Origin of the sequence: Rhizobium sp. YAF28 (assembly GCF_052113285.1) — a bacterium.
In the GTDB taxonomy this organism is placed as follows: domain Bacteria; phylum Pseudomonadota; class Alphaproteobacteria; order Rhizobiales; family Rhizobiaceae; genus Rhizobium.
On sequence record NZ_JBFRCX010000010.1, the window covers coordinates 41,683 to 56,705 of the forward strand.

At 60.8% G+C, this 15,023-nt stretch carries 21 protein-coding genes; 10 read left to right on the forward strand and 11 right to left on the reverse strand.

What is annotated here, in order from left to right:
- Position 1 precedes the first annotated feature (1 nt).
- Complete coding sequence (locus AB4Z13_RS22465; protein WP_007815292.1) at positions 2-1,114, forward strand: ABC transporter permease; 1,113 nt, start codon at positions 2-4, stop codon at positions 1,112-1,114.
- A 239-nt stretch (positions 1,115-1,353) separates the two neighbouring features.
- On the forward strand, positions 1,354-1,749 hold the full coding sequence (locus AB4Z13_RS22470; protein ID WP_113322509.1) for a DUF1236 domain-containing protein: 396 nt from the start codon (positions 1,354-1,356) through the stop codon (positions 1,747-1,749).
- Between the two features lie 173 nt (positions 1,750-1,922).
- Here the strand turns inward: AB4Z13_RS22470 and AB4Z13_RS22475 are convergent, their stop codons facing one another.
- From AB4Z13_RS22475 to AB4Z13_RS22495, 5 genes are all read right to left on the reverse strand, one after another.
- Entirely contained in the window at positions 1,923-2,762 is an 840-nt protein-coding gene (locus AB4Z13_RS22475) for an aspartyl/asparaginyl beta-hydroxylase domain-containing protein (protein WP_113322542.1), read from the reverse strand.
- 180 nt (positions 2,763-2,942) lie between these two features.
- The gene (locus tag AB4Z13_RS22480) at positions 2,943-3,986 is read right to left on the reverse strand and encodes a Gfo/Idh/MocA family protein (RefSeq protein ID WP_439016177.1); all 1,044 of its coding nucleotides are present in this window, start codon (positions 3,984-3,986) and stop codon (positions 2,943-2,945) included.
- Positions 3,987-3,995: 9 nt separating this feature from the next.
- Entirely contained in the window at positions 3,996-4,781 is a 786-nt protein-coding gene (locus AB4Z13_RS22485) for a ThuA domain-containing protein (protein WP_442206867.1), read from the reverse strand.
- A gap of 183 nt (positions 4,782-4,964) precedes the next feature.
- Entirely contained in the window at positions 4,965-5,306 is a 342-nt protein-coding gene (locus AB4Z13_RS22490) for a DMT family transporter (RefSeq protein ID WP_007815282.1), read from the reverse strand.
- A 19-nt stretch (positions 5,307-5,325) separates the two neighbouring features.
- Positions 5,326-5,889, reverse strand: a complete 564-nt coding sequence (locus AB4Z13_RS22495; RefSeq protein WP_007815280.1) for a TetR/AcrR family transcriptional regulator — start codon at positions 5,887-5,889, stop codon at positions 5,326-5,328.
- Between the two features lie 246 nt (positions 5,890-6,135).
- Between AB4Z13_RS22495 and AB4Z13_RS22500 the strand changes: the two genes are divergently transcribed.
- On the forward strand, positions 6,136-6,537 hold the full coding sequence (locus AB4Z13_RS22500; protein ID WP_442206868.1) for a group II truncated hemoglobin: 402 nt from the start codon (positions 6,136-6,138) through the stop codon (positions 6,535-6,537).
- Between the two features lie 2 nt (positions 6,538-6,539).
- On the forward strand, positions 6,540-6,911 hold the full coding sequence (locus AB4Z13_RS22505) for a DUF423 domain-containing protein (RefSeq protein WP_439016180.1): 372 nt from the start codon (positions 6,540-6,542) through the stop codon (positions 6,909-6,911).
- A gap of 3 nt (positions 6,912-6,914) precedes the next feature.
- Here AB4Z13_RS22505 and AB4Z13_RS22510 read toward each other — a convergent pair whose 3' ends face one another.
- The 6 genes from AB4Z13_RS22510 to AB4Z13_RS22535 form a co-directional block, all read right to left on the reverse strand.
- A complete protein-coding gene (locus AB4Z13_RS22510; protein WP_442206869.1) occupies positions 6,915-7,280 on the reverse strand; it encodes a bleomycin resistance protein in 366 nt (121 codons plus the stop codon).
- Complete coding sequence (locus tag AB4Z13_RS22515; protein ID WP_442206870.1) at positions 7,277-7,591, reverse strand: antibiotic biosynthesis monooxygenase family protein; 315 nt, start codon at positions 7,589-7,591, stop codon at positions 7,277-7,279. Before AB4Z13_RS22515 ends, AB4Z13_RS22510 begins: the two co-directional genes overlap by 4 nt.
- 10 nt (positions 7,592-7,601) lie before the next feature.
- A complete protein-coding gene (locus AB4Z13_RS22520; RefSeq protein WP_113321675.1) occupies positions 7,602-7,874 on the reverse strand; it encodes a hypothetical protein in 273 nt (90 codons plus the stop codon).
- A complete protein-coding gene (locus AB4Z13_RS22525) occupies positions 7,871-8,278 on the reverse strand; it encodes a DUF2325 domain-containing protein (protein WP_007815267.1) in 408 nt (135 codons plus the stop codon). The genes AB4Z13_RS22520 and AB4Z13_RS22525 overlap by 4 nt, the downstream gene beginning before the upstream one ends.
- 108 nt (positions 8,279-8,386) lie before the next feature.
- Positions 8,387-9,763, reverse strand: a complete 1,377-nt coding sequence (locus AB4Z13_RS22530) for a TonB family protein (protein ID WP_442206871.1) — start codon at positions 9,761-9,763, stop codon at positions 8,387-8,389.
- Positions 9,764-9,818: 55 nt separating this feature from the next.
- On the reverse strand, positions 9,819-10,250 hold the full coding sequence (locus AB4Z13_RS22535; RefSeq protein ID WP_442206935.1) for a hypothetical protein: 432 nt from the start codon (positions 10,248-10,250) through the stop codon (positions 9,819-9,821).
- A gap of 180 nt (positions 10,251-10,430) precedes the next feature.
- On the opposite strand from AB4Z13_RS22535, the gene hemP reads away from it, so the two are divergent.
- From hemP to AB4Z13_RS22565, 6 genes are all read left to right on the forward strand, one after another.
- On the forward strand, positions 10,431-10,616 hold the full coding sequence (gene hemP, locus AB4Z13_RS22540; protein ID WP_007815260.1) for a hemin uptake protein HemP: 186 nt from the start codon (positions 10,431-10,433) through the stop codon (positions 10,614-10,616).
- A 20-nt stretch (positions 10,617-10,636) separates the two neighbouring features.
- The gene (locus AB4Z13_RS22545) at positions 10,637-11,686 is read left to right on the forward strand and encodes a hemin-degrading factor (protein WP_442206872.1); all 1,050 of its coding nucleotides are present in this window, start codon (positions 10,637-10,639) and stop codon (positions 11,684-11,686) included.
- An 11-nt stretch (positions 11,687-11,697) separates the two neighbouring features.
- Positions 11,698-12,627 carry a heme/hemin ABC transporter substrate-binding protein gene (locus AB4Z13_RS22550; protein ID WP_442206873.1) on the forward strand — a complete coding sequence of 310 codons (930 nt, stop codon included), beginning with the start codon at positions 11,698-11,700 and terminating at the stop codon, positions 12,625-12,627.
- Between the two features lie 2 nt (positions 12,628-12,629).
- Complete coding sequence (locus tag AB4Z13_RS22555) at positions 12,630-13,739, forward strand: FecCD family ABC transporter permease (RefSeq protein ID WP_442206874.1); 1,110 nt, start codon at positions 12,630-12,632, stop codon at positions 13,737-13,739.
- A 10-nt stretch (positions 13,740-13,749) separates the two neighbouring features.
- Positions 13,750-14,544 (forward strand): heme ABC transporter ATP-binding protein, encoded by a 795-nt coding sequence (locus AB4Z13_RS22560; RefSeq protein WP_442206875.1) that lies wholly within the window; start codon positions 13,750-13,752, stop codon positions 14,542-14,544.
- A gap of 134 nt (positions 14,545-14,678) precedes the next feature.
- Positions 14,679-15,023, forward strand: coding sequence for a DUF883 family protein (locus AB4Z13_RS22565; RefSeq protein ID WP_439016191.1), 345 nt, complete (start codon positions 14,679-14,681; stop codon positions 15,021-15,023).

Sequence of the window (15,023 nt, forward strand, 5' to 3'; positions counted from 1 at the left end):
GATGTGGTGGACCCGGCTGAAGGCCCTCATCGTCAAGGAACTGCTCGCCGTGATGCGCGATCCCAAGGGACGCTTCGTGCTGATCGTGCCGCCCCTCATGCAGCTCCTCGTCTTTTCCTATGCGGCGACGCTTGAAGTGCGCAATGTCGATGTCATGGTGCTGAACCGCGACAGCGGTCATTGGGGGCAGGAACTGATCCAGCGCATCCAGGGCTCCCCGACCTTCCGGCGCATAGAGACCACCGATAACCAGACCGATATCCGCGAGGCGATCGACGGCCAGTCCGTGATTGCCGCAATCGAGATCGGCCCGGATTTCTCCCGCAACATCGAGGCCGGTATCCCCGCTGATCTGCAGATCATCCTCGACGGGCGCCGCTCCAACGCTTCCCAGATCGTCTCCGGCTATCTCACCCAAATCGGCATGACGCTTTCGACTGAGACGCCGGCAGGCCGGCGCGCCATGGCGAAGACGGTCGCGACCGTGCCGCGCAACTGGTTCAACGCCAACCTCACCTATCAATGGTTCATGGTGCCGAACCTGATCGCCAGCATCGCCTTGCTCATCGGCCTCATCGTCACAGCCCTCTCCATTGCCCGCGAACGGGAACTCGGCACTTTCGACCAGCTGATGGTCTCGCCGCTGCGCGTCCATGAAATCCTGATCGGCAAGCTCATTCCGCCAATGATGATCGGCCTCTTCCACATGACGCTTTATGTGCTGGCGGCGATCTTCATCTTCGGCGTGCCCTTACGCGGCTCGCTCTTCCTGCTCTATGGCAGCTCGATCTTCTATCTGGGTTCGGTGGCAGGCCTCGGCCTCTTCATCTCGGCGCTCTCGATGACGCAGCAGCAGGCGATCCTCGGAGCCTTCCTGTTCATGGTGCCGGCCATGCTGCTTTCGGGTTTCGCAACCCCGATCGAGAACATGCCGGACTGGCTGCAGCCCGTGACGATTGTCAATCCGCTACGCTATTTCCTCATCATCGTCAAAGGCGTCTTCCTGAAGGATATTCCGGCCGCCGAGGTGCTGAACCAGACCATTCCGCTGGCGCTGATCGCCTGCGCGACACTTGGTGCTGCCGCCTGGCTATTCCGCCGTAGGCTGGAATAGCGCGCCTCACACTATGTGAACTGCGCTTCCAAACCGTGACTCCGAAACGCTTCTCCGGCCGGAACATCGACATTGATGGGCTCGTTACCCCAGTGCAGACCAAAGCAATTCCAGCAGAAATGTGAATTGGTTTGCGTCCGGTGTTGCGTGAAAACACCGAGCAATTCCAGCAAAAGTGCGAAGCGGTTTTGCGTCCGGAATTGCGTGAAAACAAAGACATAGAGCTAAGGAGAAGCAAAATGTACAAGATCATTCTTGTCTCGAGCGCGCTTGCGCTCTCGTCTCTGGCCACGAACGCGATGGCCGATGGAGCCGTGACGGGTGCCGCCGGCGGCGCAATCACCGGCGCCATTGTCGGCGGTCCCGTGGGCGCTGCAATTGGCGGCGTGGCAGGCGGTGTAGCCGGTGCTGTCGTCGATCCGCCGCCGCGCGAGGTCGTAACCTACGTCCAGCAGCAGCCGGCACCCCCGTCAGCAGTGGTGGTGCAGCAGCCGATCGTGGTCGGCAAGCCGCTGCCCGCAGATGTTCAGGTGATCCCGGTGCCGGATAATCCGCGCTATGCCTATACCGTCATCAACGACCGCCATGTGATTGTCGAGCCGCAGACCCATCGTGTGGTTCAGGTCATTGAATAAGCAAAAAGGCCCCGCAAAAGCGGGGCCTTCGCTTTTTTGACGCGGCTACGGACCCTCTCTTCCGTCATGTCAGGGCTTGTCCCGAGGATCTAAGCCGTAGCCTTTATCATCAACGTGGGCAGATCCTCGGCACAAGGCCGAGGATGACGTAGAGCAAGTAGTGAGGCCCTCGCTTACCCCCGATTCCTGAGCGCTTCCGCCTGGGCATAGAACTTCTTTTCCCACTCCTTGTGATTATCGAGCCCTTCGCGGATGAACGGCGTGAAAATCGCAAGATTGAGCAGAGCCCAGTTGATCAGCCGCGCCGGGAATTTCAGCGGCTTCACGAAATCGATGAACAGGACGACACGCGTCTTGTCCGTGTGGTTCCAGGCTTCATGCTCATAGGCGTCGTCGAAGATCAGCGCCTTGCCTTCCTGCCAGTGGCAGATCTGGTCCTTGACGCGGATGGCGAGCTTATCGGTCGCATCAGGCACGATCATACCGAGATGCAGGCGCAGCACGCCATTATAGGGGCCGCGATGGGCCGGCAGATGTTTGCCGGGCTCGAAGATCGAAAACATCGCCGTCTTCAGACCCGGGATATTCTGCACCGCCTTCCAGGTTTCCGGGCAGGCTTGGATATTCTGCTCCGACTTCACGCCGAAACCGACGAGGAAGAAGGTCTTCCAGCGATTGTCCTTGGAAATGGTCTGCACATCAGTGGAGATTTCCTGGAAGCTCGGCAGCTCGCTCTGGCGCACCAGCACGCGGTCGAGCTCGGCGCGGATCTCAGGCCAGGCCTTCTCGACCTCCTTCGCCCACGGGAACACCGCGTTGTCATAAACAGGCGGATTGCCGAGCTTGGCATGTTTGAAATTCAGGCCTTCGGCCCAGGCGACGATGCCCATGAAGAAGCGCGTGATGGCGCTGGGGCGATCCATGGGAGCGATCCCGGCAGTGGCGAAGCCCTGCGTTTCGGGAGTGGATACTGATTGTTCGGGAAGGGAGGTGTTGGCGATACCGTCTGTCATGGGCGTTCCATTGCGGGCCTTGGGAGATTGCATGGCCTTCCGCGCAGGAGCCGACACGACATCACCGCGTTGACCATTTCCTAGATATGGATAGTCACGCGCGCCGCTCAAGTACAGGTTTTGCGATCAAATGCCGCAGGAACCGCCGCACATTGTGACGGCGGTTCCGTTTGATAAATATCAGACTTTCAGCTCGCGGCGTTCGCGCTCGGTGACCATGGCAAGGTCGAGCACCTTCTGCAGGTTGGCCGCATGACGGAAGTTCGGGTCGTGCTGGACGCCCGTTGCCACGGCCTCGGCAAAGCGCTGGTAGTTGGTTGGAACCGGCGGCACGTCGACCGGCTTCCAGGTCGCCGTTTCCACATCCTCGCCAAGGCAGCCATGCAGCTCGGAGCCGCTTGGACGGTGGATGACCTCGAGGCTGCCCTTCTCGCCATAGATGCGCAGCTTCAGCTCGTTCAGATGACCGGTCGCCCAGCGGCTGGCATGGATGACGCCGAGGGCACCATTGGCGAAATCAACCGACATGGTGAAGCTGTCATTGGCATCGAGCATATATTCGCCGATCTGGCCGCCCGGCACTTTGTTGAAGGTCTTCAGCCGGGCGAAGACATGATCGATATCGGTCGCAGCGCCATAGGCCGCGAAGTCGAGGATATGAATGCCGACATCGCCGAGCACGCCGTTCGAACCGTGGCCGGTGGAAAGCCTCCACAGCCAGGTCGATTCCGTACGCCAATCGCCCCAGGCCCGCGACACCAGCCAGCTCTGCAGATAGGAGGCCTCCACATGCTTGATTGTTCCGAGCTCGCCTGACAGCACCATCTCGCGGGCGCGCTGCAGCGGTGCGACGTTGCGATAGGTGAGATTGACCATGTTGATGACGCCGGCGGTCTCAGCCGCTTCCGTCATCTCCAGCGCCTTGGGATAGTTTTCCGCCAGCGGCTTCTCACACAGCACATGCTTGCCGGCCGCGATCAGCGCCATGGTGGTCGGGTAATGGATTCGGTCAGGCGTGATATTCGTCGCCGCATCGAACTCGCCCCAGGCGATCGCCTCCTCCAGCGTCAGAAACCGCTTCTCGATATTGAACTTATCGGCGAATGCGGCAAGGCGGTCGGAATCCGTATCAACGGCGCCGACCACGGTCACGCCGTCCATATTCGCGAAATGGGCGAGCTGGTTTTTCGCCATCACGCCCGTACCAAGAACGAGTAGTCGCATGAATGCTCCTCAGCGGTAACCGGCTTCGCCGGCCTGGTGCAGTCTCGGGCCGCGTTCGACGATCGGCTCCAGTGCCTTCTCTACCGGCACATTTGGGGCGTCGGTGATACCAGTCAACGCACCCTCGGGGTTATAGGCCCATTTCACGCCGTTGATCAGCACCTTCTGCACGTTCGCATCGTGATAGGTCGGGTAGGTTTCGTGGCCGGGACGGAAATAGAAGATATTACCGGCACCACGGCGCCAGGTCAGGCCAGACCGGAAGACTTCGCCGCCCTGGAACCAGGAGATGAAGACCGTTTCCAGTGGCTCCGGCACGGAGAACTGCTCGCCGTACATTTCTTCGTTTTCCAGCTCGAAATGCTCGCCGAGACCAGCAGCGATCGGATGGCGCTGATTGATCGTCCACAGACGCTCGCGCTCGCCCGCCTCGCGCCATTTCAGCGCACAGGGCGTGCCCATCAGGCGCTTGAAGATCTTCGAGAAATGGCCGGAATGCAGCACGAGCAGGCCCATGCCTTCCCAAACCCGCTTGGCGACGCGCTCGACGACGGCATCGGAGACGGCACCATGGTCCTTGTGGCCCCACCAGGTCAGAACGTCGGTCTCGGCAAGCCGGGCTTCGCTGAGGCCATGTTCCGGCTCCTGCAGCGTTGCCGTGGTCGCGGAAATAGCCGGATCGGTGTTCAGCGCCTTGGCGATCGTGGTGTGCATGCCCTCGGGGTAAATGCCCCGGACGATCTCATTGGTTGTCTCATGGATGTTCTCTCCCCATACGACGGTGCGAATGGCCATGGCTATGCTCCTCTAGAACCTTTGGATTTTTGGCAAGCAGGAAGGTGGGATTCAAAGCGCTTTGGAAAGATGGCCAGCCAAAGCAGTCCCTCCTCCGCGTCAGAGGAAGACATAGACCTTTGTCGGTATTTTGACAAAGAGGATTTTTCCCGGTTTCACGACCGGGAAAAATCCCTTGTCACATCAATGGGAAATGGACTTGGAAAACAGGTTGACGACGACGACGCCAGAGATGATCAGGCCGAGGCCGATGATGGCGGGCGTATCCAGCCGCTGCTTGAAAAAGATGAGGCCGACGGAGGAAATCAGCACGATTCCCAAAGCGCTCCAAATCGCATAGGCGATTCCAACAGGAATATGCTTCAGCGTCAGCGACAGGCAGTAGAAGGCAGCCCCATAGCAGGCGACGACAAGCACCGTCGGCCCGAGGCGGGTAAACTGCTGGGAGAGCTGAAGTGCTGTCGTGCCTATAACTTCAAGCACGATGGCTGCAACGAGCAGCCCATAGACGGCAGCCGGGTTCATGGCGGTATTCCTTCTTAATCTACTTGTGGGTCAGCTCGATGAGGCGGGCGATCAGCTCTCGCCTCAGAGCGCCACTGATATCATGGCTTTCCAACGTATCTGCGAACCACAGACCGTCGGCGGCAAAACGCACGATCAGAGTGTCGAGCGCCGAGTCGGTGCCGATATATTCCTCGGCTCTTGCCGCCACCCATTGGCGCCATCGGAGGCGCAGCCGGGGTTCGGCGAGAAGCGCGATCGTCACCTGCGTCCAGCTTCTGGAATCGTCGGGGCGATCCTTCAGCCCGGACACCGCCTGCAGATAGGCGCGCGAGAAACGGCCCTGCGGCAGCGGATCGGCGCGCATCAGCTCGTCTATATCGGCGTCGAACTTCTCCAGCAGGCTCTCGAACAGGGCGTCCAGGAGCGCATTCTTCGTGGGGAAGTGATGCAGCAGTCCTCCCTTGCTGACGCCTGATGCAGCCGAGACCGCATCGAGCGTGACAGCGCTCATGCCACTCTCACCAGCAAGACGCGCGGCGACCTCCAGCAACTGCTGGCGCACGAGCACGGGTTGTTTCTTGCGATGATGAGCGTTTGACATGGATTTACAAAGATACCGTCCGGACGGTTTTGTCAAGAAGAATCGGCTGGGAACCCTGCCCCACAGGGATTATGCGCGAAATGCCGCGCTGTTTTGATGACAGTTGCGATCCTTTTTGATCGGGTGCATCTAGAGCATCGGACCGAAAGGTGTGAAACGGTTTTCGGACAATCCGATGCTGGAACAAAAATCCGGAGTGGCGGAGGGGACACCGACGCTCTGGGGCGGGTACTAAGGGATGGTTTCGTGCCGGAGCAGGCAACTTCACAGGTGACAACTTTATACGAGGCGATCGGCGGTGATCCTGTCGTCCGGGCGCTGACGCATCGTTTCTACGAACTAATGGATACACTGCCGGAGGCGAAAAACGTGCGCGCCGTGCATCCGCCAAGCCTCGAAGGTAGCGAAGAGAAATTCTACGAATACATGACCGGCTATCTGGGCGGTCCGCCGCTCTATACCGACAAGCGCGGCCATCCCCGTCTGCGCAGCCGTCATTTCGTCGCCGAGATCGGGCCCGTCGAACGCGACGAATGGCTGATCTGCTTCCGCCAGGCGATGGACGAGACCATCGCCAGCCAGGCATTGCGCGACCTCATCTGGGCGCCGGTCGAGCGCCTCGCCCATCACATGCAGAACAAGGAATAGTCATGAGCCTGAACGCGCGTCTGGAACCGGTGCTCTATCTTTTCGCCGGCCTGTTTGGCCTTGCGGGCGTGGCCCTTGCCGCCCTTGCTGCTCACGGCGGCGGTGAGGCCAATCTCGCCGCCTCGGCCTCTGCCATGTGTCTCGCTCACGCCCCTGCCCTGCTGGCACTGGCGCTGGGTGCCGGCAAAATCAAAAGCGCCTGGCTGGCCGGTTTGCTGATGATTGTGGGGACGTTGCTCTTTGCGGGCGATCTTGTCACCCTGCGCTTTACCGGCTCCAGCCTCTTTCCCTATGCCGCGCCGACAGGCGGCTGGGCGATGATGCTGGGCTGGCTGGCAGTTTCGGCGAGCGCCTTCTTCCGCGTCAAGAGTTAAACTCTATGGCTGCGGTATGCGGCCAAAGCGCAGGAGATTGCCGTGCGGATCATGGATATAGAATTCCTCCATGTTCCAAGGCCGCACTTCCATATCCGACAGGCGTGAAACGCCCTTCGTACGGTATTCCGCATGAAGGGCGGCAATGCCGCCGCCGCGCAGGTAGACGGATGTCTTTTCCGGCAGGCTTCGATCATCCGTCAGCCAGAAATGCAGCTCCATCTCGCCGCGCCTGAGGATCAGATAATCCGGCGTCTGGTGCACGATTTTGGCAAAGCCGAGCTGATCGCGATAGAAGGCGAGCGTCGCCGCGATATCGAGCGACGGCAGGACCGGCAGGACTTCAATACGATCGGGATCGCCGCTCATATGCCGTCAACGACGTTGAAGCCTTCGAATACCGGCGGGCCCTTATACAGGCCCTTGTTGTCGCCTGCATTGCGATGCGCGGCGCGGAAATTCTCCGACTTCGTCCAGTTCAGAAAATCCTCTTCGCTACGCCAGAGCGTGTGGGAGGAAAACATCGTATAGCCCTCCTCCGCATTGGCCTTGCCGCGCAGCAGCCGAAACTCGACGAAGCCCGGAACTTCGGAAAGGCTGGAATCGCGATTGCGCCAGACACTCTCGAAATCGCCCTCGGCGCCGGCGGCCACCTTGAAGCGGTTCATCGCGATATACATGGAAAACTCCTCACGCCTTTTTCTTGTCCGCCCGCTCCGCATAACGCGGAAAGGCGACGATATTATTGCCATCAACAGCGTCCGCGCCAATGGGTTTTGTAGCAGCTTCGCCGGGCATGCGCGCCTCCCAGGCGGGAAACAGTACCACATTGGGATAGCTGCGCTGGCGCGCAGCATTTTCTAGGAAAACCTCGTAAAGCTCCGGCACCAGGCCGTCGCCACCGTGAGCGGCGAGCTTATGCAGGCCGATCATTGTAAACCCGTCAGGGCGCCCATCATTCATCGGGAGTTGTCTCGTTCGTTCATCGTCTGCAGCGCACGCTCCAGGCTGGACTTGCTGCCATTGCGTAGCGGGATGAAGGCCTTGCTGAACTTCTTGCAGCCGGTCTTCACACGCAGGCAGGCATCGTGGCTGATACAGTCGATGGGGCAGAAGACACAGTCGACCGAGGGAAGCAACGTATCGATGCGGGAAACGGCTTCGCGAAGGCCGCCATCATGGTGGATGAGCTCGGCGCCGAAATTGCTGGCGATCTGGCGAAGATGCGCCACCTGGCAATCACGACCGCCGACATAGAGGAAACTGCGGCCATCCAGCTTGGAGCGGCCCGAGGAGATCTCTTTCGTCTCCTGATCGGCCTGAACACGGATCTCCCGGTTCGCCCCCTTCTTCGCCTTTCGAGCCATTTACCACCCGTTCGCTCGTTGATCGTCACACGATTCCTGCGTGTGCGAACGGACCTTATTAAACTTGATTTTTAGAGTAAAGTATAAAGTTGATTATTTTTATCATATTTAATTCCTGCCGACCTGAATTTCCTGCTTGAAACTCACGGACTGCCCTCCCGGCGGCGGGCTGAAAGGCGATGCGCGCCGCACAGCCTCGGTAGCCGCCTGATCGATCTCCGGAACGCCCGAACTTCTATAAATGACGGCAGAGACAAGATTACCGCTACCGCCGATGGTCAACGTCACTCCCGCCGTCCCATCGACGCCGCGAGGCTCGCGAAGCGCACGCCGGATGCGGGCGCGAACCTTTCCCCCGTAATTGGCGCGAGCGGCTGTGCCGACCCCGTTATTGTTGCTGGCAGCTTGCGAATTACGGTCGGACTGGGCTGACGGATCGCCTTCAGCAACACCGCGCTGAGAATTCTGCTGCTGCTCGCCTTCCCTGCCTGCCGCCTTCTGCGGCGGACGCTTCTTCTCGACCGGCTTAGGCTTTTCCTGCGTTTCCGCTTTGGGCTTCGGCGTCGGCGTGACAACCTCCTCGGGCTGCTCCGGCTCCGGCTGTACTTCCGCGGTTTCGACGGGCTTGACCTCTTGCGGCGTCTCCGCGACTTCCGGCCGAGTCTCTGCAGGCTGCACTTCGGTCGGCTGGACCGCAGTCTGCTGTACTTCGGTGGGCAGCACCTCAGGCGGGACCGTATCGACCGGCACCTGCTGCTGTTCGGGAACGACCGTCGACATCGGTTGCGCGACAGACTCTTCCGCCGGCACTTCGGACACCAGAATCTCGGGCTCGACAGCCGCAGCCGTCTCAGCCGAAACACGCGTCACTTCCGGCGCCGGCGCCTGCTGGATGGGATCCTGCGTCTCGACAGGCACGACCTCGGTCGGCTGCACGGCTTCCGGTCGAACCTCCGCCGTCTCCGTAGGCTGGATCGTGTCGGGCTGCACCTCTTCCGGAATGATTTCCTGCTGCACAGTCGTTTCCGTTTCGCCGGCCGCCGTCTGGTCGACGTCGGAATCGCCATACATGACGACGCTCATCGCCTGGCCGGCTTCTTCAATCGCCTCCTCGGGCGCCTTCGCAAAGGCAACGATCAGCACGACCACCAGTGCCGCGTGAAAGATCAGCGAGCAGATGCAGGTGACCGTCAGCCGGCGCCGTACCGGTGCCTTCTCGTCCTCCTGCTTCTCCACCGTCGCATCCATCGGCGGCGGTGTGACGGAAGATGCCGCTGTGGTTTCCGGATGATCCGGGAAAGACGAGATCTGCGCGAAACGCGCATAATGGATGACCTGTTCGCCGGCCGGCTGGCGCTGCGCATTGCGCAGATCGGAAAGCTCGTGGCCAGGATGCATGCCAGGAGTGTTGTCGTTCAGGCTCTCGTCAGCGCTCGCCTCCTCGATGAGCACCTGTCTCGATCTGGACTTCGCTGAAATTGCCATTTGACGCCTCGGACAGCCTGGAACATGCGCGCCGGGCTTCATCCCGGCTTTCGTCTTAACCTTCGAAAGGAACTGAGATCTGCGAGCGGGTCACCAGACCCTTCATGCATTCCCCCGCCGCCGGCCCGTCACAAACAGGCGTGTCGTTGATGAGGATGCGCGTGACCGTCTCGCACTTGACGTTCGGCATATCGAACTGGCGCACGCGCTTCTTGCCCTGCGGCAGATCGCGGAAATCGAGCACGGTGATACGGTCGACGGCATTCTTGTCGTTGAAGAAGGCGAGTTCGAAGGAGATCTTGTTGATCGGTGTCTGCAGATTGTTCTCGGCAACGAAGGTCATCATGCAGCCCTTCTGCGAGGGCGCCAGCGCATTGAGCTCGACGTCAAGTTTGGCGGCTGCAGTTGCATCCTGCGCATAGGCCTGTGCAATACCCGACACCGAAAACAGCACACTAGCCCCAAACGCAGCAAACCGACCCGTCATCATCGCCTCTCCATAAGCAAATTGACCGCCGTCCAGCGGCTTCAAAACAGCAGGATCAAAAACTTGACTGCTTTTGTCTTCAATTATTGCGTCTTTAAAAAACTATGAGTATGAGAGTCAAGTTAATTGTAACCGGAACCGGGGCCTTCACCCCCGCAATCACGGAATAAGCCAACCGAAATGATGGTTGAAAAGCCAGATACCTTTAAGCTCGCACCGCCGCGGAACGGACCTGCGGTGGCCGAGATCCGCGTTCTCGAAAGCGGCGATCTTTTTGCCGGCTCAAACGAGATCATGATTCGGCACGACGGCGTGATCTACCGCCTGAAGATCACCCGTCAGGGCAAACTCATTCTCAACAAATAAGCTCAATAGCAGGGTAGAACATGACCGAGCAGACCAGACCGGCACCATCCGAAATCCGCGCATTCCGCGCTGAAAATCCGAAGATGCGCGAGCGCGATATTGCCGCGCAGCTCAAGATTTCCGAGGCGGCCCTCGTCGCCGCCGAAGTCGGCGTCAGTGCTATCAGAATCGATGCCAGCGCCGTCAAGCTGCTCGAACGTGTCGCCGATCTCGGTGAAGTCATGGCCCTGTCGCGCAACGAAAGCGCCGTACACGAGAAGATCGGTGTCTACGAAAACATCAAGGTCGGCGAGCACAACGCCATCGTACTCGGCGAAAACATCGATCTGCGCGTCTTTCCAAGCCGCTGGGTCCACGCCTTTGCCGTCACCAAGAAGGACGGCGACACCGAGCGCCTCAGCCTCCAGTATTTCGACAAGACGGGCAACGCCGTCCACAAGATCCACCTGCGCCCGGCATCCAATGTCGAGGCCTACCATCGCATCGTCGCCGAGCTGAAGCTCGATGACCAGGGCCAGGAACTCGTCGAAGCGGAGGCTTCCCCGGATGTTGACGAAGACGGCGATGTCAGTCGCGAAGAGCTGCGCGACAACTGGAGCAAGATGACCGACACGCATGAATTCTTCGGCATGCTGAAGCGCCTGAAGATCGGCCGCCAGGCCGCCGTGCGCACGGTTGGCGACGACTATGCCTGGAAGCTCGACAATACGGCGACGGCAGAGATGATGCATGCCTCCGTCAAATCAGGCCTGCCGATCATGTGCTTCGTTGCCAATAACGGCATCGTGCAGATCCATTCCGGCCCGATCTTCAACGTCCAGCCGATGGGTCCGTGGATCAACATCCTCGACGAAACCTTCCATCTGCATCTGCGCCAGGACCACATTGCCGAGACCTGGGCCGTGCGCAAGCCGACCAAGGACGGCCACGTTACCTCGCTCGAAGCCTATGACGCCAACGGCAACATGATCATCCAGTTCTTCGGCAAGCGGAAGGAAGGCTCCGACGAGAATGCCGGATGGCGTGACATCATGGAAAACCTGCCGCGGGCCACAAGCGTCGCCGCATAAGGATCGCAACGATGAAGATGCTTAGAAACCTGCGCCGGATCCGCCTCTGGGAGCTGGCCCTGACGGCGGCCGTCATGGCCCTGCCGCTGATCCCGGCAGCACCAGCCGGCGAGAACTATGCTTTCGTCCGCGCCGCGCACGCTGAGGAAAAGAAGCTCGACACCTCGCGGCTGGTTTCGGTCGGCGGCGACGTCACCGAGATCATCTACGCGCTTGGAGAAGAAAACAGGCTGATCGCCCGCGATACCACGAGCATGTTTCCCGAAGCCGCCCTGAAGCTGCCTGATGTCGGCTACATGCGCGCCCTTTCGCCGGAAGGCATTCTTGCCATGAACCCGACGGCGATCATCGCCGTCGAGGGCTCCGGACCGCAGGAAGCGCTGAACGTCCTGAAGAATGCCAGCGTGCCCTTCGAAACCGTTCCGAATGCCTATACGCGCGACGGTATCATCGCCAAGATTGATCGCGTCGGTACGCTGCTGAACGTGCCGGACAAGGCGAAGGCGCTTAAGGAAAAGGTCGGCGCCGACATCGATGCCGCCGTCGCCGATGCTGAAAAGCGCCCCGAGGCCGAGCGCAAGCGCGTTCTCTTCATCCTCAGCGCCCAGAACGGCCGTATCATGGCGTCGGGCACCGGCACCGCCGCAGACGGCGTCATCAAGCTTGCCGGCGCCATCAATGCGGTCGGCGAATTCCCTGGCTACAAGCCGCTCACCGACGAGGCGATCATCAGCGCCAAGCCGGACGTGATCCTGATGATGAACCGCGGCGATGGTGCCGGCACCAAAAACGAGGATCTGCTGGCACAGCCCTCGATCGCGCTGACGCCTGCCGGTGAAAACAAGGCGATCATCCGCATGGATGGCCTGCATCTCCTGGGCTTCGGTCCGCGCACGGCAAGTGCTGTTCGCGAACTCAACGCGGCGATCTACGGGGGCTGACGATGGCCGTTTCGGAAGCCATGATGGAAAACAGGCGATCCTTCTCGGCGGCATTCCGCAGACCCCGGCAGACGGGGGATAGGACCGAGCTCGCTCTGCTGGGCATCGCCTTCCTTGTCGTGGCTTCCGTCTTCGCCCTGCTCTTCTCCATCACGACGGGGGCGTCGGACGCCTCCATCCTCGATGTCATCAGAAACATGGCGGGCTCCGAAACGGCGCTCAGCGCCCGTGATCGGATCATCATCTTCGATATCCGCCTGCCCCGTGCCATCCTTGGCTTCCTGATCGGCGGATCGCTCGCCGTCTCCGGCGCCGTCATGCAGGGCCTGTTCCGCAACCCGCTGGCCGACCCCGGCCTTGTCGGCGTCTCCTCGGGCGCAGGCCTCGGCGCCGTCGTGATGATCGTGCTCGGCGGCACCATCGCCGCTCCATTTTATCTGGCGCTCGGCATCTATGCCCTGCCGCTTGCAGCCTTCGCCGGTGGCCTTGCCACCACGGTGCTGCTCTACCGGGTCGCCACCAGCAACGGCCAGACTTCCGTCGCCACCATGCTGCTCGCCGGGATCGCGCTCGGAGCCTTGGCCGGGGCGCTGACAGGCGTGCTGATCTACATGGCGAACGACCAGCAGCTGCGTGACCTCACCTTCTGGGGCATGGGCTCGCTTGCCGGCGCCACCTGGGTCAAGATATTAGCAGCCGGCCCGATTATCCTTCTCTCCTTCGTCGCCCTGCCCTTCATGGCGCGTGGCTTGAACGCCATCACGCTCGGCGAGGCCGCGGCCTTTCACATGGGCGTGCCGGTCCAGCAGCTGAAGAATATCGCCATCGTCACCGTTGCGGCCGCAACCGGCGCTTCCGTCGCCGTCAGCGGCGGCATCGGCTTCGTCGGCATCGTCGTGCCGCATATATTGCGCATGGTGATCGGCCCGGACCATCGCTTCCTCCTGCCGGCCTCGGCCCTGCTTGGCGGCTCGCTGCTGATCTTTGCCGATGTACTCGCCCGCACCATCGTAGCACCGGCCGAACTGCCGATCGGCATCATCACGGCGGCAGTCGGCGGGCCCTTCTTCCTCTGGATCCTGTTGCGGCAGCGCTCGCGCCTCGCCCTTTGAGTTTGTTTCGATGATCGAAGTTTCCGGCGTCAGCGTGCGCCTCTCCGGCAAGACCATCGTGCGCGATGTTGCCTTCACTGCGAAGGCGGGCGAACTGACCGCCATTGCCGGCCCGAACGGCTCCGGCAAGACGACGACGATGAAAGCCGTCTCCGGCGAGCTTGCCTATGAAGGTTCCGTGCGCCTCAACGGCGAAGAAGTGCACACACAGAAGCCGTGGCAGCTTGCCTCCATTCGCGGGGTCCTGCCACAGGCAAGCAGCATCTCCTTTCCCTTCACCGTGCGTGAAATCGTCCGCATGGGTCTGACCTCCGGCCTCAACCTTCACGCCGATCAGGCCGATGAGACGGCCGCAAAGGCGCTAGCCGCCGTCGATCTCACCGGCTTCGAAGGGCGCTTCTACCAGGAGCTCTCGGGCGGCGAGCAGCAGCGCGTTCAGCTTGCCCGCGTGCTCTGCCAGATCGCCGAGCCGGTCGTTGACGGCAAACCCTGCTGGCTGCTGCTCGACGAGCCGGTCTCCAGTCTCGACATCAGCCACCAGCTGACGATCATGACGCTGGCGCGTAATTTCTGCGAGCGCGGCGGCGGGGTGATCGCTGTCATGCACGATCTCAACCTGACGGCCCTCTTCGCCGACAGGATCGTATTGATGAGATCCGGCCGGCTGGCAGCCGCTGGCAATGTGTGTGAGGTATTGACGGACGAAACCATGCAATCCGTCTTCGGCTGCCCGTTGCGCGTCAATCAGGTGCCAGTCGACGGCACGCCCTTCGTGCTGGCGCACAGCGCGCTCCCCGCCAACTGAGGAACCTTTCCACCCCAAATGCGTTGTCCGCAATGATTTGGGTCAAAGCCGGGCGCTCTCTTCCGTGCCATTGATGGCGCTGACCCTGTGTGAAACCGGGCGGTGCTTGTCCGCGCCCAGCTATGGAGACAGTCATGGCCTATTCCCTCTTCCAATCCAGCCGCAGCCGCCGCAACGGCGCGCTCCACAATCTCGAAGCCAGTATCGAGGATCAGATCGAAGCCCTGCGCGAAGAGCTCGCCGAACTGACGCATGTTCTCGGCAAGACCTCCCGCCATCAGGGTGAAAAGCTGCGCTCGCAGGCATCCACAAGCTACGAGGACATCCTCGGCCGCAGCGAGGATCTGCTGAACGAACTGCAGCAGAGTTACCTGCGCGGCGCAAGCGAAGTGCGCAATACGGTCCGCCGTCACCCGCTGGCAACAGTCGGTGCCGCTGCCGCCTTCGGCCTGCTTATCGCCATGCTCGCCCGCCGCTAG